At 53.1% G+C, this 16,960-nt stretch carries 14 protein-coding genes; 8 read left to right on the forward strand and 6 right to left on the reverse strand.

Going from position 1 to position 16,960, the window contains the following annotated elements; genetic code table 11:
- Window positions 1-7: 7 nt before the first annotated feature.
- The 6 genes from BLR50_RS10170 to rfbF all read right to left on the reverse strand — a co-directional run bounded on the left by BLR50_RS10170 (window position 8) and on the right by rfbF (window position 6,645).
- Window positions 8-1,108 carry a DegT/DnrJ/EryC1/StrS family aminotransferase gene (locus BLR50_RS10170; RefSeq protein WP_205408688.1) on the reverse strand — a complete coding sequence of 367 codons (1,101 nt, stop codon included), beginning with the start codon at window positions 1,106-1,108 and terminating at the stop codon, window positions 8-10.
- Between the two features lie 25 nt (window positions 1,109-1,133).
- On the reverse strand, window positions 1,134-2,288 hold the full coding sequence (locus BLR50_RS10175) for a pyridoxal phosphate-dependent aminotransferase (protein ID WP_092641580.1): 1,155 nt from the start codon (window positions 2,286-2,288) through the stop codon (window positions 1,134-1,136).
- A gap of 23 nt (window positions 2,289-2,311) precedes the next feature.
- Entirely contained in the window at window positions 2,312-2,908 is a 597-nt protein-coding gene (locus BLR50_RS10180) for a GNAT family N-acetyltransferase (RefSeq protein ID WP_162840402.1), read from the reverse strand.
- A gap of 104 nt (window positions 2,909-3,012) precedes the next feature.
- On the reverse strand, window positions 3,013-4,743 hold the full coding sequence (locus tag BLR50_RS10185; RefSeq protein WP_092641586.1) for a thiamine pyrophosphate-binding protein: 1,731 nt from the start codon (window positions 4,741-4,743) through the stop codon (window positions 3,013-3,015).
- 46 nt (window positions 4,744-4,789) lie between these two features.
- Window positions 4,790-5,893 (reverse strand): CDP-glucose 4,6-dehydratase, encoded by a 1,104-nt coding sequence (gene rfbG, locus BLR50_RS10190; protein WP_092641589.1) that lies wholly within the window; start codon window positions 5,891-5,893, stop codon window positions 4,790-4,792.
- Window positions 5,875-6,645 carry a glucose-1-phosphate cytidylyltransferase gene (rfbF, locus tag BLR50_RS10195; protein WP_092641592.1) on the reverse strand — a complete coding sequence of 257 codons (771 nt, stop codon included), beginning with the start codon at window positions 6,643-6,645 and terminating at the stop codon, window positions 5,875-5,877. Before rfbF ends, rfbG begins: the two co-directional genes overlap by 19 nt.
- Window positions 6,646-7,024: 379 nt before the next feature.
- Here rfbF and BLR50_RS10200 point away from each other — a divergent pair, with 379 nt between their 5' ends.
- The 8 genes from BLR50_RS10200 to BLR50_RS10235 all read left to right on the forward strand — a co-directional run.
- The gene (locus BLR50_RS10200; protein WP_092641595.1) at window positions 7,025-8,215 is read left to right on the forward strand and encodes a family 8 glycosyl hydrolase; all 1,191 of its coding nucleotides are present in this window, start codon (window positions 7,025-7,027) and stop codon (window positions 8,213-8,215) included.
- On the forward strand, window positions 8,212-9,768 hold the full coding sequence (locus tag BLR50_RS10205; RefSeq protein WP_092641598.1) for a glycoside hydrolase family 43 protein: 1,557 nt from the start codon (window positions 8,212-8,214) through the stop codon (window positions 9,766-9,768). Before BLR50_RS10200 ends, BLR50_RS10205 begins: the two co-directional genes overlap by 4 nt.
- 115 nt (window positions 9,769-9,883) lie before the next feature.
- Window positions 9,884-10,975 carry a GntR family transcriptional regulator gene (locus tag BLR50_RS10210; RefSeq protein WP_092641602.1) on the forward strand — a complete coding sequence of 364 codons (1,092 nt, stop codon included), beginning with the start codon at window positions 9,884-9,886 and terminating at the stop codon, window positions 10,973-10,975.
- Window positions 10,976-11,433: 458 nt separating this feature from the next.
- Window positions 11,434-13,032 (forward strand): xylulokinase, encoded by a 1,599-nt coding sequence (locus tag BLR50_RS10215; RefSeq protein WP_092641605.1) that lies wholly within the window; start codon window positions 11,434-11,436, stop codon window positions 13,030-13,032.
- A gap of 33 nt (window positions 13,033-13,065) precedes the next feature.
- Entirely contained in the window at window positions 13,066-14,541 is a 1,476-nt protein-coding gene (gene araA, locus BLR50_RS10220; RefSeq protein WP_092641608.1) for an L-arabinose isomerase, read from the forward strand.
- A gap of 37 nt (window positions 14,542-14,578) precedes the next feature.
- The gene (araD, locus tag BLR50_RS10225; RefSeq protein ID WP_092641611.1) at window positions 14,579-15,271 is read left to right on the forward strand and encodes an L-ribulose-5-phosphate 4-epimerase; all 693 of its coding nucleotides are present in this window, start codon (window positions 14,579-14,581) and stop codon (window positions 15,269-15,271) included.
- Window positions 15,272-15,396: 125 nt separating this feature from the next.
- Complete coding sequence (locus tag BLR50_RS10230; protein WP_092641614.1) at window positions 15,397-16,572, forward strand: iron-containing alcohol dehydrogenase; 1,176 nt, start codon at window positions 15,397-15,399, stop codon at window positions 16,570-16,572.
- 118 nt (window positions 16,573-16,690) lie between these two features.
- The coding region (locus BLR50_RS10235; RefSeq protein WP_162840403.1) for a helix-turn-helix domain-containing protein at window positions 16,691-16,960 on the forward strand (270 nt) is incomplete at its 3' end.

Consider the following 16,960-nt stretch of genomic DNA (forward strand, 5'->3'; position numbering starts at 1 on the left):
ATTAGAATTATAAGAGCCTAAGCAGGCTGTCGCATACAAAGTCGATGTCGTCCTCCGTCAGATTAGCCGCAGAGGGCAGCGAAATCCCCTTGGCCTCTACCTCGGCGGCTACCGGGTTTTCAAACCGCCGCTCTAAAACCGGGAAGCCGCTCATGCGCGGGAAGGCGGGGCGCGCGTGGATGTTGCGCTCCCTAAGCCCGGCCAGTATTGCATCGCGCTGCTCACGGGTATGGTGTTTCAGCAGGATGGAGGGGTAGCAATAGTTGCTTTTACAATACTCCTTCTCGGTAATCAGATAAATTCCAGCCGTATTTTTAAGGTTGAGGGCATAACGGCTGAACAGTGCGCGCTTCTTTTCCATCAGCACATCGGCGCGTTCCAGCTGCGCCAGTGCCAGCGAGGCGGCAAGGTTACCCATGGTATATTGATAGCCTAGGACATCGCTCCAGAATACCGCCCTACTGTCGGTTCGCCCCATCGAGGCCAGCAGGCAGGCGCGTCGGTAGTATTCTTCGCTATTGGTAACCAATATGCCGCCCTCGCCGCTGACAGCCATTTTTGCCCCCTGAAAGCTGAAGCACGCGATATCGCCGAAGGTGCCGACGCGTTTTCCCTTATACTCCGAGCCCAGCGCGGGAGCGGCATCTTCTATTATCGCAAGATGGTATTTCTGTGCAAGCGCCAGAATCTCGTCCATCTCGGCAGGCTGCCCGAAGGTGTGCACCAGCATGATGGCCCTGGTGCGGGGAGTAATCGCATTCTCTATGCAGGTGGGGTCAATCGTCCAGGTATCGGGCGTAATGTCGGTGAAAACGCAGGTTGCCCCGGTGTAAGCAATCGCATAGGCTGTGGCCACCCAGCTGAAATCGGTGACGATTACCTCGTCCCCCTGCTTTAAGCCGAGTGCGGCAGCGGCAAGGTGCAGCGCCAGGGTGCAGCAGTGGGTTGCGAGCGCATATTTTACACCCAGATAGTCAGCAAAGGTCTGCTCCAGACGCTTGACATAGCCGTCGTAGTTTTCGTACCACCCGTTTTGTACTGCATCCAGTACATAAGAGACCTCTTTTTCGGTAATCGACGGCCCCGCAAAGCTGATTCTTTTAGTCAAATCCCCATTCCCCCAATAATATAGTTCAACGCAGCTTCTGCAAACGCTCGCAGGCTTCGTATAGTATATCATCTGACTTTGCATAACACAGCCGCACCAGATTATCACCCCCGCCGTTGTGGTAAAATGCCTCGCCGGGCACGGTAGCCACCCCGGTTCTTTGAAGGATAGCCATCGCCTTCTCCTTGGAGTTTTGCCCGGGAATGCGGCTTACATCGGCCAGCACATAATACGCCCCCTGCGGAGTGCAGGGGGTAAGCCCTACTTCGGCAAGGGCTTTGCAGACCAGGTTTCTCCTGCGTTCATAACCGGCGCGCAGGTTTTCATAGTAACTGTCGGGCAGTGCAAGAATCGCCTTGCTTACCCCCTCCTGCAGAGGAGAGGGCGCGCAGACATAAACAAGGTCGCTCGCACAGCCGATGGGTGCGGCCAGCTCTTCGCTGCAGGCGCAGTAACCGATTCGCCAGCCGGTGATACTGAAGGTTTTGGAATAGCCCGAAACAATAACCGTCCTGCTCTCCATACCGTCGACTGCCGCAGGGCTAAGATGAACACGGCCATCGTAAACAATGTATTCATAGATTTCGTCGGTAAACATCAGCAGGTTATGCCGCGTGCAGATGTCCGAAAGCTGCCGCAGTTCGTAAAGTGTGAACACCTTACCCGAGGGGTTTGCAGGGGTGTTTACCAGTATGCCGCGGGTACGCGGAGTAATCAGGTGTTCCACCGCCTCGGGGTCAAAATACCAGCCGGGCGGCGAGAGCCGAGCATAGAGCGGTACAACACCCAGCGCCAGCAGGGTATACTCATGGTAGCCGTAAAACGGCTCAAAAAGAATAACCTCATCGCCGGGGTTTAAAAGGGCAAGGCAGGCGCTGTAAAACGCGCCGGTAGCACCCGCGGTGACAACCACCCCGGTTTCGGGGTTAACGGTTATCTGATTGTAATGTGCAAGCTTTCCGGCAATTGCGCGGCGCAATTCTTCGGTGCCGTCAAAACGGGTATAGTGGTTCTGCCCGTTGTCAATACCGGCCTTGGCTTCTTGTGCCAACACAGGGGGAAGAGGCAGGTCGCACACACCCTGCGAAAGATTAATGCCGCCAGCCTTTTCACATTCCACCGACATAATGCGTATCTCGGAGCGCGTCAGCGCTTTGATACGGTCACTTGTGTAGCCCATAAAACATCCCTCCTGTTACTTTGCTACTGATAGACTCCCTGCCGCCAGGATGGAATATCGAGCTGCATCAATGTATAGGCCTTTTCGCTGCCTTCTCCGGCCGGAAGGTTCTCGGCCTTTACAACAAAGCCGTTGCGCTTGTAGAACTCAATGGCATGGGTGTTATCGGCAAATACGCGCAAACGTATGATATTCAGCTTTAAGGTATCAAGCCCCCAGCGGATGAGTGCATGTAGGGCAAAGGTCATGGTTCCGGGCGGGGCGCTTTTCTCTCCGCGCAGCACCGCATCCACTTCACACATCCGCCTTGCATAGTCAAAGTTTGAGTAGCCGATATGCCCCACCGCGGTGCCGTCGTTTAGCAGGATGAGAAAGAGCAGACGGTCGCTTCGGGCAAGAATCTGGTTTTCCAGCCAGCTTATCGTTCCCTGCTCGGTGGCGGTGAACGCCTGCGCCGAGAGGGTGGGGTTTTCGTTGCGCCAGCGGGCGATGAGCCGAGCACAGCCGGGAACGGAAACGAGAAAATCACGGGTAATGGGGCGCAGCTGCCCTACAACCGATCCGCAATTGTCTGTAATGGGAACGGTGGAAAGGGTATCGCCTTGCCCCCCTGATTTCATGTGATTAAAGAGGACTGTAATATAGGATTGATATACATCAATATATTCCGTGCCGGTTCCTCCTCTGCATAAGCGGTTTTCATTGTTGCGCATTAATTCTATGTTCAATTAGCTGTATAGGGCGGGATAATCATGGCATTGAGAAACTCCTCACGGGGCAGCGGTGGCTCCTGCTCCTCAATCGGGCGGTTTACCGAAAGCTTTGGGAATACGTAGGTCTCCTGTGGCAGCACAAGCTCCAGCAGCGCAGGCCGTTTTGCGGTGAGCATGGCGCGCGACTTATACAAGTTTTCCATGTCAGTAATGCGCGTGCTTTCAAGCCCATAAGCATTTGCCAGTGCGCAGAAATCGGGTGGGGAATAGTCCTTCACCGTAGCGCAGTAGCGGGCATCAAAGTACATCTCCTGAAAGTGGCGTATCATGCCAAGGCTGCGGTTGTTGAGCACAATCACCTTAACGGGCAGCTTCTCCCGTACCAGCAGCTGCAGCTCTTGGCTGTTCATCTGCGCGCCGCCGTCCCCCATTAAGGCGATGACATTGCTTTCGGGTGCGGCAAAGGCAGCCCCGATGGCGCAGGGCAGTGAGAAGCCCATTGCCCCCATGCCGCCGCAGGTAAGCAGCCGCTGCCCCCTGGCAAGCGTGAGCGACTGCGCGCCCCACATCTGGTTCTGCCCCACATCAAGGCAGATGATATCGCTGGGCTGAAGGAGCTTACTAAGCTCGCAGATAATATAATTTGGATCGCTAAACTCCGGTTTTGCGTAGGAGGGATACCTTGCCTGCCAGCCCTGCACCGTCTTCATCCAGTCGCTGTAGTTGAAGGTGATGCTGTCTAGCCGTTGTTCCAGCTGCACTAAAAAGTCCTTGACATCCGCCTGTATGGAAAGCTCATCGGGCTTGATTTTATGATCAAGCTCGTTTGCGTCGATATCCACACGAATCAGCTTCGCTTCACGGGTAAAGCTGCCGGGCAGGGTGCCGGTTTGGCGGGTATCCAGCCGGGAACCGAGGCAGAGCAGCAGGTCACAGTTGGCTGCGGCAAGGTTTGCACTGCGAAGGCCATAGGCACCCAGCATTCCGCAGAAGCCGGGCAGGGTGTTATCCACCGCGTCACGCCCCATCAGCGAGCAGATAACCGGAGCCGAAAGCCGCTTTGCAACCCGGTTAAACACCTCGGCTGCCCCCGCAAGGCGCACACCACCTCCGGCCAGCAGTACAGGCCGCCGGCTGTTGCCTAGCAGATGAAGGATGGTATCTGTCTCAACAGTTCGTTTCGCTGGTTTTGGGATATTGTAGCCCGTAAGCTGTTCCTCGTCTATCTCCGCGCGCTGGATATTCATGGGCAGGTCAAGCAGTACCGGCCCGTGCCTGCCCAAAAGCGCAATGGCTGCGGCCTTCTCCAGCTCGTAGCGGATATCCTGCGCACAGGTAACCCTTGCCGCGTATTTCACAATCGGCTTAACAATGCTTACAATATCGGTTTCCTGAAAGCCGAGCTGGCGCACGCGAAGGCTATCCTTATACTCATAGGTATTCACCTGCCCCGTAAGGTAGAGGCAGGGGATGGAATCGAAATAGGCGCTGCCGATGCCGGTAATCAGGTTGGTTGCTCCCGGGCCGCTGGTGGCAATCGCCACATCAAGGCTGTTGTTTACCCGCGCCCAGCCCTCGGCGGCAAATGAGGCCCCCTGCTCGTGGCAGCAGCCGACAAACCGCAGGCCGGGGCAGCGGTAGAAGGAGTCGATGAGATGGGTTACCGCGCCGCCCTGATAGCCAAACACATGGGTACAACCGTTTTGTAACAGGAAGCGGGCAACATAATCCGAAACCTTCATTACGGCGTACCTCCCTTGCCCGATTCTGGCAGCACCTTAATAATGACTAAGCTGGTTCCATACACCGCAGGCAGTAGGCGGCAATCTGTGCTTCACAAAGCATCCGTTTCTCCTCGTCTGTTTCGGCGCGATACCATGCCAGCGTTTGCGCCAAGGCTTCGTTTAGTGTCAGCCTTGATTGCCAGCCTAATAGGTTCCGCGCCTTCGAACAGTCAAGGCTAAGCAGGCTTGCTTCGTGCGGGGCAGTGTCGTTTTCTAAAAGATCCTCCCATCCGCCGCTTCCCCAAAGACGCACCACCTCGTTAACCACCTCGCCCACCGGTACCACCGAGTGGTAGTCCGGGCCGAAGTTCCACGCGCCGATATGTTTTGCGGGATTTTCAAGAAGCCCCGCCGCAAGTGTAAGGTAACCGTAGAGCGGCTCGAGCACAAACTGCCACGGACGAACCGCTTTGGGGTTTCGCACCCCGATAGGCCTGCCGCTTTGCAGGGCGCGTACACAGTCGGGGAGAATCCGGTCGGGCGACCAGTCTCCTCCGCCGATGACATTCCCTGCACGGGCAGTACATATATGCTTATCTATATTATCCTTGGAAAAGAAGGAACGTGCATAGGCGGCACATACCAGCTCGGCGCAGCCCTTGCTGGCACTGTAGGGGTCGTACCCGCCCATGGAGTCGCATTCGCGGTAGCCCCAGAGCTGCTCCTTATTTTCGTAGCATTTGTCGGAGGTAATCATCACCGCCGCTCGCACGCTTTCACAGGTGCGAACATTTTCGAGCACGTTCACCGTACCCATGATATTGGTGTCAAGGGTTTCGGCGGGAAGGGCATACGAAAGCCGAACCAACGGCTGTGCGGCCAGATGAAACACCACCTCGGGGCGGTATTCTTCAAATACCGCCTTCAGGTGCCCGTAGTCGCGTACATCTCCGCGAATATCAGTGATATCCTTACCTAGCCTGCAAGCCGCGAAGTTATCCCCTTCGGTGCGCGGCGGCAGCGCATAACCTATCACATCGGCGTTCATCAATGTAAGCCACAGTGTGAGCCACGAGCCTTTAAAACCGGTGTGCCCGGTTATGAGCACCCGGCGGTTATTAAAAGCACCGTTAAAAAGGTGCGGAAAGTCTATGCCCACAGTCGCCATGGTGCATCCCCCGCATTCCACAGGCTGCTGACCTGTTCGATATCCTTGGTGGTGTCGATTGCCGCCCAGAAACCGTGATGGCGGTAAACACTCAGCTGCCCCTCCTGCGCCAGACGATGCAGCGGCTGCTGCTCAAACGCGCAGTTTTCGTCCGGGATATAGTCAAACACGCGGCGGTTGAGCACCATAAAGCCGCCGTTAATGGTGTCGTCCAGCACCGGTTTCTCCTTAAACGCTGTTGCCAGGCCGTCCTGAACCTGTATTACGCCAAACGGAGAATTGGGGTTGACGCCCGTCAGGGTGGCGATGCGGCCCGACTTTCGGTGGGTGTCAATCAGCGCCGGAAGGTTTACATTGCTTAGCCCGTCGCCATAGGTAAGCATAAATTCATTATCATCTATATAATCCTTAATCAGCTTAATCCGTCGGCCGGTTTGCGATTCCGCCCCGGTATCAATGATAGTGACCTTCCAGTCTTCGTTGTTTTGGGTGAGGTAGCGTACCGAGGCATTTGCACCTGTTGTAACGGTGAAGTCGTTGTTCAGCCAGCACATCTCCATAAAGTAGCGCTTGATCATCTCGCCCTTGTACCCCACGCAGAGAATGAAGTCCTTAAAGCCGTAAAACGAGTAGATCTTCATAATGTGCCACAGAATGGGCCGCCCGCCGATGGGCACCAAAGGCTTTGGGCGAAACTCGGTTTCCTCGCGCATCCGCGTGCCCTTGCCGCCGCAGAGGATTACTGTTTTCATCAAAACACCCGCCTTCCATATATATGCCGCCGAGGTGTTGTCCTAGTCGTGATACTTATTTCAAATCCGCTAAAACAAGTACACCTAAAAAAGCGCAGCAGGATGCGCCTTATTCACTATATGCGGCGGCAGCGGCGGGTGCGACAACAATTGCTTAGGGTGGGCATGTTGAATTGGGGTTAACAGGTTGTGTGTCTATTATTCTAAATTTGAAAACATAAGTTTACCTATTCAGATTAAAAAATACAAATATTATTGAATTTCTGCCTTGCCAGAAATAGTAACAAAGTTTAATATAGTTGTTATAAGCAGGAAAGGTTTTACTCCTGTAATGTGAACGCTTAAAACAATGTATTCTTTAGCTAAGAAGGGAAGTTTTATGGGCAACGCATTTTATACAGGCGAATATACCAATCTCTTTGCACAGCTGGGGTATTCCTCGCAGGAGATACAAAACAGGGTAGAGGAGTGCTTTAATACCATCTTCTTCGGCTCGGAGGAGGAGCGCATCTTCCACGAGGCCGGCGACGACATGGGGTACCTTATGGATACGGGAAACCTTGATGTGCGCACCGAGGGCCAGTCCTACGGGATGATGATGGCACTTCAGATGAACCGGAAGGATATCTTTGACCGCATCTGGAAGTGGACGCGAACCCATATGTATATCAAAAGCGGCCCGAACAAGGGGTATTTCGGGTGGTCCGCACAGCTTGACGGCACACTAAATTCCAACGGCTCCGCGCCGGACGGTGAGGAGTATTTCGCCATGGCGCTGCTGTTTGCCGCAAACCGCTGGGGCGACGGAGAAGGGATTTTCGAATACTCCCGCGAGGCCAAGGCGTTGCTGCACGAGATGGTACATAAAGGGGAGGACGGCAGCGGGCAGCCGATGTTTGACCCTAAGTATCACTATATCCGCTTTACCACCGATACCAATTTCACTGATCCTTCCTACCATCTGCCGCATTTTTACGAGCTGTTTGCGCGTTGGGGAAACCCGCAGGACGCAGATTTTTTCAGCACGCTTGCCGCTAAAAGCCGAGATTACTTAAAAGCTGCCTGCCATCCGGTGACGGGCCTGGCGGCAGAATATGCGGAATATGACGGAACCCCCTGCAAACATGGCAACCACCACCATTTTTACAGTGACTCCTACCGCGTGGCGGCAAACCTCGCATTGGATTATGAGTGGTTCGGGGCGGATGAGTGGGAGACAATATGTGCCGATAATATTCAGCGCTTTTTTGCACAGACGGCGAAAGGCAAAGAAGAGCTCATTTACAACATTGACGGAACACCGGTGGTTAATCCGGAAGAGCTTGTTCATGAAATAGACGGAACGCCCGTGGGTGTGCTGCATCCGGTAGGGCTGCTGGCAACCAACGCTCAGGCATCCCTTGCCGCAAAGGCGGCGTACCGCATGGAGTTTGTGCGCAAGCTGTGGGATACACCGCTTCGTACAGGAAACCGACGTTACTACGATAACTGCCTCTATCTCTTCGCCATGCTGGCTTTAAGCGGTAATTACCGCATTTGGCTGCCGAAAACGAAAGGAGCTTCTGAATGAGTAGTATTGTAAACCCTATTCTGCCCGGCTTTTACCCCGACCCGTCCATCTGCGCGGTGGGTAAGGATTTTTACATTGTCAACTCCACCTTTGCTTACTTCCCCGGTGTGCCCATCTTTCATACCAGGGATTTTGAGCACATCGAGCAGATCGGAAATGTTCTTACAAGGGATTCACAGCTGCCGCTGGAGGGTGCAAAGCATTCCGGAGGTATCTATGCGCCCACCCTGCGCTATCATGACGGAACATTCTACATGATAACCACCAACGTCTTAGGGGGCGGAAACTTTATTGTTACAGCTAAAAACCCGGCAGGCCCGTGGTCGGAGCCGTACTGGCTGAAAGGGGCGGAGGGTATCGACCCAAGCCTGTTCTTTGATGATGACGGCACCTGCTACTACGTCGGTACCCGTGCCGACCACGAATTAGAGCGCTATTACGGCGACAATGAGATCTACATCTCGCGGCTTGACCTTGATACAATGCAGTTGACGGGCGACTGTAAAAAGCTGTGGAAGGGTGCCATGCAAAATTCCGTATGGGCGGAAGGGCCGCACCTTTACAAGATTAACGGCTATTACTACCTGTTGATTGCCGAGGGCGGAACCGCAGCAGAGCACAGCATCTGCGTTGCGCGAAGCCAATCGGTGTTCGGCCCCTACGAGGGCTGCCTCAATAATCCTATCTTTACCCATCGGCATTTAGGTTCGGCTTATCCTGTTAAAAACGTTGGCCACGGAGACCTGGTGCAGGCGGAAGATGGCAGCTGGTATATCCTTATGCTGGCCTCACGCCCCTGCGAGGGGTATTCTAATCTGGGCAGAGAAACCTTTTTGGCCCGCGTGGAATGGGAGAACGGCTGGCCGGTGGTTAACCCCGGAGAGGGCAGGCTTTTGCCAAAGATGCAGCTGCCGTTTGAGGAGTACCCGCTCAACCCCCAAACCGGCTGTTTGCGGTTTGATGAGATGAGCCCGGACCGGCTTGACCCAAGACTGTTGTTTCTGCGCAACCCTAATAGGGAGCATTATCTATTTGGTGAGTGGGGGCTGCGCATGAAGTGTTCGCCGATAACGCTGTGTGAGCTTTCCAGCCCCACATGGGTGGGTATTCGCCAAACCTCATTCCGCTTTGTGGCGGAAACCAAGCTCAGTTTCCGGCCGCGGCGGCAGGGAGAGTTTGCAGGGATTACCATTGTACAGAACAATCAGTTTCACATTCGCATGGAATATGGCCTTGCTGCCGAAGGAAACTGCATACGCGCGGTAATATGTGAAGACGGGCAGGAAAGCGTTGCTGCAGCACAGACGGTAAATGCGGATACCATACAGCTGAAGATGATGCAGTATGGGCAGAAGCTGTATCTCTATTACAAGGCAAACGATATGGACGAGTATCTGTTGCTTGCGGGTGGCCTTTACACCGGTAATCTTTCAACCGAAAGAACGTGGGGCTTTGTGGGCTGCACCATCGGCCTGTATGTAACCTCCAATGGGAATGAAAGCTCAAACAGTGCCGATTTCCGCTTCCTTGTTTACGAGAACCTGCCGGTCTGAGCGATTAAGAATATCCACAGGATGTAAGACAGAGTGTCTGCTTATTCAGGTTGTCTTTACAACGTTATGAATATGTTGTAAGATAAATGAAAACATCTTTGTGAGGAATGATAGGATGGCACCGCAAGGCACATCTAAGTACAACAGGCTTATCGACTGGGTGAAGGAACGCATCGACAGCGGTGATTTTAAACCGGGTGAAAAGCTATATTCCGAAAACGAGCTGGCGCGCATGTTTAATATCAGTCGGCAGACGGTGCGTCAGGCCATCGGCATTCTTGAAAATGAGCGGCTGGTGGAGCGCAGACGCGGCAGCGGAACCTATATTCGCGCCCTGCCCGCCCCGGCACACCAGCCAACAAAAACTATCGGGGTAATCACCACCTATCTTGACGATTATATATTCCCCAGTATTATCAGGGGCATTGAGGGTGTGCTTTCAAAAAACGGTTACACCATGCGCCTTTCCATAACCAACAACAAGGTGGAAAACGAAACCACGGCACTTACTCATATGCTGCGTGATCAGGTGGATGGTCTGATTGTAGAGCCTACCAAAAGCGCCTTGCCTAACTTTAACCGTGACCTTTACACCCAGCTGTCACAGATGAATATCCCCTGCCTGATGATTAACGGAAGCTACCCGGGAATGGATATCGCCTGTGTCGCCCCGGATGATCTGGGCGGTGGGCTTGAGGCTGCAAGGTACCTGCTTTTACGCGGGCATAAAAAGATTGGCGGCATCTTTAAATCGGATGATATTCAGGGGCACCTTCGCTATGCGGGCTTTGCACGCGCGCTGAAGGAATATGGCGTGCCGCTTAACGACGATGCGGTGCTTTGGTATGTTACAGAGGACATCGAGCGCCTGTTCGGCGGCGAAAGTGATGCTTATATCCTTTCGCGTATACAGGCCTGCACAGCCCTGCTGTGCTATAACGACCAGATTGCTGTCAAGCTGTTAAATATCCTGCGCCGTGCGGGAATATCGGTGCCGGAACAGCTTTCACTGGTCAGCTTTGATAACTCTAATCTTGCGGTTTCATCGGATGTAGGTCTTACCTCAGTTGCACATCCGAAGGAACAGCTCGGCGAGGCCGCCGCACAGGGAATCCTCGGCTTGCTGAGCAATCGGCGCTTTAAGGCGGAAAAACGGTTTAAGCCGCTGATTGCAGAACGCCAATCAGTTTGTGAACTTCGGGAATAGAATAGTACTTTTTTAACCGCATCCTCTTACGAGGGTGCGGTTTCTGATATAATGATTGAACCGATACGATAAATATTTTTGAATCTGGTTAGTTTTTTTATTAACTTTTGCAAAATCCATTGCTTTTTTAGTGCTACTATATTATGATAATTGCATATAGATGTACGTACAACTTTGCGCGGAGCGGTGTTCTTACAATCAAACCAGTGATTGACGTGAATTCCACTGTTGTAAATACAAACGCGGTATGGGTAGGTGCAACAGCAGCAGGTAAGTTGAAAGTACAACTTGTGCGGATTCCTAAGAGCAGTGGTTTTAGTACTGCCTGACGGCAGAAAGGAAAGCGTGATCAGCTTGAAAGGCAAATTCTTAAAACCCGGATTGCGTGCTTTTCGGTTAGTGGCTGAAATTCGGCCATAGGTTAAAAGAACAATTCCCTGAAAGGAATAGTGATTAGTATGGATAATAGTAAACGTCAGGCGATTGAGGGAGGACGGGTTTCCCTCGGCATTGAGCTTGGCTCCACGCGTATTAAGGCGGTACTGATAGGTGAGGATCATGTTCCCATTGCATCGGGCAGCTACGCATGGGAAAACCGCTATGAAAACTCGGTATGGACCTACCATCTGGAGGACGTATGGGCGGGTATTCAAGCAGCATACCAAAAGCTTGCCCAAGAGGTGCAAGCTAGCTATGGTACAGCTATCACCAAGCTTTCGGCCATCGGCTTTTCCGCTATGATGCATGGGTATCTGGTTTTCGATAAAGAGGGAAACCAGCTCGTGCCGTTCCGCACCTGGCGCAACACAATGACCGAGCAGGCCGCAGGTTTACTAACCGAGCTGTTTTCTTTCAATATCCCGCAGCGGTGGAGTATTGCGCATCTGTATCAGGCGCTTTTAAATGGTGAAGAGCATATACACGACATCGCCTTTCTCACAACCTTGGCAGGCTATGTGCATTGGAGGCTGACAGGCCAAAAGGTGCTGGGGGTAGGCGAGGCCTCGGGCGTATTCCCCATAGACAGCAGCACAAACAACTACAATATGCGCATGATACATAAATTTTACAAGCTGATAGCCGATTACAATCTTCCTTGGACATTGCAGGATATTCTGCCCGCTGTGCTTACGGCAGGTGAGGAGGCCGGTGTGCTCACCGAGGAGGGTGCAAGGCTGCTCGACCCTTGCGGCCGGCTGAAAGCAGGTATTCCCCTTTGCCCACCGGAGGGCGATGCGGGTACCGGTATGGTAGCCACAAACAGTGTAGCAGCTCGTACGGGGAATGTTTCGGCAGGAACCTCGGTTTTTGCTATGGTGGTGCTGGAAAAGGAGCTGTCTAAGGTTTATACCGAGATTGACATGGTTACGACTCCCACAGGTAAACCTGTGGCAATGGTGCACTGCAACAACTGCAGCTCGGATCTCGACGCATGGGCCGGTTTGTTCGGCGAACTGACAGAAACCTTGGGTGCAAAGGTTGATAAGCCTGCACTGTATGATGCGCTGTATTTCAAAGCCTTGGAGGGCGACGCGGACTGCGGCGGCTTGGTTACCTGCAACTATCTTTCCGGCGAACCCATTACCGGTATGGAGGAGGGGCGCCCGCTGTTTGCGCGTATGCCGGGTAGCCGGTTAACGCTTGCCAATTTTATGCGCACAATCCTGTTTTCGACGATGGCCACACTGAAAATCGGCATGGATATCCTTCTGCAAAAGGAACATGTTTGTGTAGAGCAGCTGCTCGGGCACGGCGGCCTGTTTAAAACAAAGGGCGTTGGTCAAAGGCTGATGGCGGCCGCGTTAAACACGCCGGTATCGGTAATGGAGACTGCCGGAGAGGGTGGCGCCTGGGGTATTGCTGTGCTGGCCGACTATATGAAAAACAAAGAACAGAATGAACCGCTTGAGCATTATCTTTCTGAGAAGGTTTTCGCAGGCAGGATGGGAGAATGTGTTTCACCTAACCCAGAGGATGTACGCGGATTCGAAGGATATATGCAGCGATATCTGCAGGGCTTGGCAGTAGAGCGTGCCGCAGTGGAAGCATTGAAGTAGAACCAAAAATAATTATAAAGGAGAAATAGTATTATGCTGAAGAATTATGAATTTTGGTTTGTGGTAGGCAGCCAGTTTTTATACGGGCCGGAGGTGCTAGAAACCGTAGACAAGCGTGCCGCAGAGATGGCAGCGAAGATGAATGCGTCGGGGAATCTGCCGTGTAAAATGGTTTATAAATTAACCGCTAAAACGCCAGAGGAGATCTCTCAGGTAGTTAAGGAAGCCAATTACGATGACAAATGTGCGGGTATTATTACCTGGTGCCATACCTTCAGCCCCTCTAAAATGTGGATTGACGGCCTTAAGAATTTGCAGAAGCCATACTGTCATTTTGCCACTCAGTATAACCGCGAGATTCCGAACGATACCATTGATATGGACTTTATGAACCTGAATCAGGCCGCGCACGGCGACCGTGAGCATGGCTTTATCGGGGCACGTCTGCGCATGGCCAGAAAGGTGATTGCGGGCTATTGGATGGACGCCGATGTACAGCAGAAGCTGGGCAGCTGGATGCGTGTAGCGGTAGGTGCGGCGTTCAGCAGGCAGCTTAAAGTAATGCGGTTTGGCGACAATATGCGCAATGTAGCTGTTACCGAGGGCGACAAGGTTGAGGTACAGACAAAGCTGGGCTGGCAGGTGAACACCTGGCCGGTGGGTACGCTTGTAGAGTATATCGCGGCGGTTACCGAAGCGGAAGTAGACGCATTGATGGCGGAATACAAGCAAAAGTACGAGTTTAACACCGATAATCTTGCCGCGGTGCGGTATCAGGCCAAAGAGGAGATTGCTATCCAGAGAATGCTGGATAAAGAGGGCTGCAAGGCATTTTCCAATACGTTTGAAGACCTGTATGGTATGGAGCAGCTGCCCGGGCTTGCGAGCCAGCGCCTGATGGAGAAGGGCTACGGCTACGGCGGCGAGGGCGACTGGAAGGTGTCGGCAATGACCGCCATCATGAAGGCGATGAGTGAAGGGCAGACCGGCGGTACTGCCTTTATGGAGGATTACACCTACGACCTTACCAAGGGAAACGAGTACTCTTTGGGTGCCCATATGCTGGAGGTTTGCCCGTCGGTTGCGGCAGCCAAGCCAAAGATTGAAGTGCACCCCTTGGGCATAGGTGGAAAAGCAGACCCCGCACGGCTGGTATTTGAGGGCCACGCGGGCAAGGCCATAGTGGTATCGCTGATTGACATGGGCGGCCGTTTACGCCTAATCTGCCAGGATATCGAGTGCGTAAAGCCGATTTATGAAATGCCGAAGCTGCCGGTGGCGCGTGTGATGTGGCGTGCGATGCCAGACCTGCTTACCGGCGCAGAGATGTGGATTACCGCGGGCGGTGCGCATCATACCGTTTTAAGCTATGACGTAACCGCCGAACAGATGCGCGACTGGGCTGAAATCATGGATATTGAATTTGTACATATCGGCAAGGAAACAGATATGAACACCCTCAAACAGCAGCTGCTGCTCTCCGACCTGGTGTGGAAGCTGAGGGTATAAGCCACAAAGCAATACACCGGAAAGGAAGAACTGCACGATGCTGGAAGAACTGAAACAACAGGTTTGGCAGGCCAATCTGCTGCTGCCGAAATATAATCTTGTCACCTTCACATGGGGGAATGTGTCTGCACTGGATAGAGCAAGCGGCCTTGTGGTAATTAAGCCTTCGGGCGTGGAATATGACCGGCTGCGGCCAGAGGATATGGTTGTGGTAAGCCTTGAGGGCGAGGTGGTGGAGGGGCGCTTAAAACCCTCGTCCGATACCCCTACCCATCTGGTGCTCTACCGTGCGTTCCCCGAGATGGGCGGTATTGTACATACCCATTCCCGCTGGGCTACCATCTGGGCACAGGCGGGAATGAGCATTCCCGCGCTCGGCACTACCCATGCCGATTACTTTTACAGCGATATCCCCTGCACCCGCCGCATGACGGCTGCGGAGATTAAGGGCAGCTATGAAAAGGAAACGGGCAACGTCATTGTAGAAACTATTCAGGGAACACCCGTGATGGATACCCCTGCGGCAATCGTCAACAGCCATGGCCCGTTTGTGTGGGGCAAAGACGCCGATGACGCGGTATACCATGCGGTGGTACTGGAGGAGATTGCCATGATGGCTTGGCATACCCGTATGCTGAACTACGAAAACGTTCGTATGCAGCAGGAGCTTTTGGATAAACACTACCTGCGCAAGCATGGTAAAAACGCTTATTACGGGCAGGCAAAATAAGTGCCCCCTTGATTATTGCAGGCTATTTCTGGTATAATAGGTCTATAAGGCGGCAGATGGTACAATGATAGCCAAACTGCCGGTAAGCGGGTACCAAGAAAACCCTATAACAAGGAGAAAAGGCAATGCAGAACTTTACATTCTATGCTCCTACCTACTTTATTTTTGGTAAAGACGAGGAGAAACAGGCCGGTAAATGTGTAAAACGATTTGGAGGTACAAAGGTTTTATTACATTACGGCTCAGGCTCGGTTGTTCGCTCCGGCCTGCTGGATAGGGTAAAAACCTCGCTGAATGAGGAGAACATCGCCTGTGTGGAACTTGGCGGCGTAAAGCCAAACCCAAGGAGCGGGCTGGTTTACGAGGGCATAGAGCTGTGCCGCAGCCAGAACGTTGACTTCATTCTTGCGGTTGGCGGCGGAAGTGCCATTGACTCTGCCAAGGCCATTGCCGCTGGTGCAGTTTACAGCGGCGATTTCTGGGACTTTTACCAGGGCAAGCCCGTAACCAAGGCCTTGCCAATCGGAACGATTCTTACCATTGCCGCTGCGGGCAGCGAGGGCTCCCCCGACTCGGTTATCACCAACGAGAACGGTATGTTTAAGCGCGGCGCCTCGGGTGAAGCGCTGCGGCCGGCATTTTCAATCTTAAACCCCGCCCTTACACAGACCTTGCCCGCGTTTCAAACCGCATGTGGTATTACCGACATCATGGCACATCTGTTTGAACGCTACTTCACCAACACCACAGAGGTTGAGGTGACCGACCGGATGATCGAGGGCTTATTGCTCGCCATGATTCACGAGGCACCCCGCGTGATCGCAGACCCCGATAACTATCAGGCGCGGGCGAATATTATGTGGGCCGGTATGATGGCGCACAATAACTCCTGCGGCGTGGGCCGGGGGCAGGATTGGGCAAGCCACGATATCGAGCACGAGCTTTCGGCCAAATATGACTGTGCGCATGGCGCCGGGCTTGCGGTTGTATTCCCCGCGTGGATGACGTACAACCTTAAGCATGATGTAAACCGGTTTGCGCAGCTTGCAGTGCGCGCTTGGGGCTGTCAGATGGATTTCTCCAACCCCAAGGTTACCGCGGCAGCAGGAATCAGCGCACTGAAGCAGTTCTTAAAATCTATCGGAATGCCCCTGACCTTTGCGGAGCTTGGTGCAAAAGCGGAGGATATTGAGGAGATGGCGCACACCGCCTGTTACGGAAACGGCCGTACAGGTACCATAGGCGGGTTTGTGCCGCTTGGCGAGAAGAATGTGGTAAACATCTACCGCCTGATGCTCTGAGTACGTTTACCTGTTCTGTACCAGTCAATGTAAAGAGCGCCCCTGCGTAATGTGATATGCTCCCTTTATGAGAGACAGTGAAATAACAAACACTGTTCATCATGAAGGGAGTATTTTTATGCCACAAAAATCTAAAATAGAGGTTACTGAAAAAGTTAAAATCACTCGAGAGTATGTATCTGGGAAAATTTCAAGAGAGGAAGCCGCCAGACGAGCCAAGGTTGCACCTGCATCAATAGCCAGATGGGCTCGGATATATCGACAGGAGGGTGCTTTGGGTCTTGCCCCGACAAAAAAGAACCGCGTTTACAGCTCCGAATTAAAGAAGAAAGCTGTCTTGGAATATCTTGCTGGCGGATGTGGTCTGCACACTATCTGCGAAAAAAAT

Origin of the sequence: Acetanaerobacterium elongatum (assembly GCF_900103835.1) — a bacterium.
Taxonomy (GTDB): domain Bacteria; phylum Bacillota; class Clostridia; order Oscillospirales; family Ruminococcaceae; genus Acetanaerobacterium; species Acetanaerobacterium elongatum.

Coding starts and splice junctions, on each gene's coding strand:
- BLR50_RS10200 (WP_092641595.1), top strand. CDS start 7,025: ATGGGCAACGCATTTTATACAGGCGAATATACCAATCTCTTTGCACAG.
- araD (WP_092641611.1), top strand. CDS start 14,579: ATGCTGGAAGAACTGAAACAACAGGTTTGGCAGGCCAATCTGCTGCTG.
- rfbG (WP_092641589.1), bottom strand. CDS start 5,893: ATGGCGACTGTGGGCATAGACTTTCCGCACCTTTTTAACGGTGCTTTT.
- BLR50_RS10205 (WP_092641598.1), top strand. CDS start 8,212: ATGAGTAGTATTGTAAACCCTATTCTGCCCGGCTTTTACCCCGACCCG.
- BLR50_RS10230 (WP_092641614.1), top strand. CDS start 15,397: ATGCAGAACTTTACATTCTATGCTCCTACCTACTTTATTTTTGGTAAA.
- BLR50_RS10180 (WP_162840402.1), bottom strand. CDS start 2,908: ATGAAATCAGGGGGGCAAGGCGATACCCTTTCCACCGTTCCCATTACA.
- araA (WP_092641608.1), top strand. CDS start 13,066: ATGCTGAAGAATTATGAATTTTGGTTTGTGGTAGGCAGCCAGTTTTTA.
- BLR50_RS10210 (WP_092641602.1), top strand. CDS start 9,884: ATGGCACCGCAAGGCACATCTAAGTACAACAGGCTTATCGACTGGGTG.
- BLR50_RS10175 (WP_092641580.1), bottom strand. CDS start 2,288: ATGGGCTACACAAGTGACCGTATCAAAGCGCTGACGCGCTCCGAGATA.
- rfbF (WP_092641592.1), bottom strand. CDS start 6,645: ATGAAAACAGTAATCCTCTGCGGCGGCAAGGGCACGCGGATGCGCGAG.
- BLR50_RS10185 (WP_092641586.1), bottom strand. CDS start 4,743: ATGAAGGTTTCGGATTATGTTGCCCGCTTCCTGTTACAAAACGGTTGT.
- BLR50_RS10215 (WP_092641605.1), top strand. CDS start 11,434: ATGGATAATAGTAAACGTCAGGCGATTGAGGGAGGACGGGTTTCCCTC.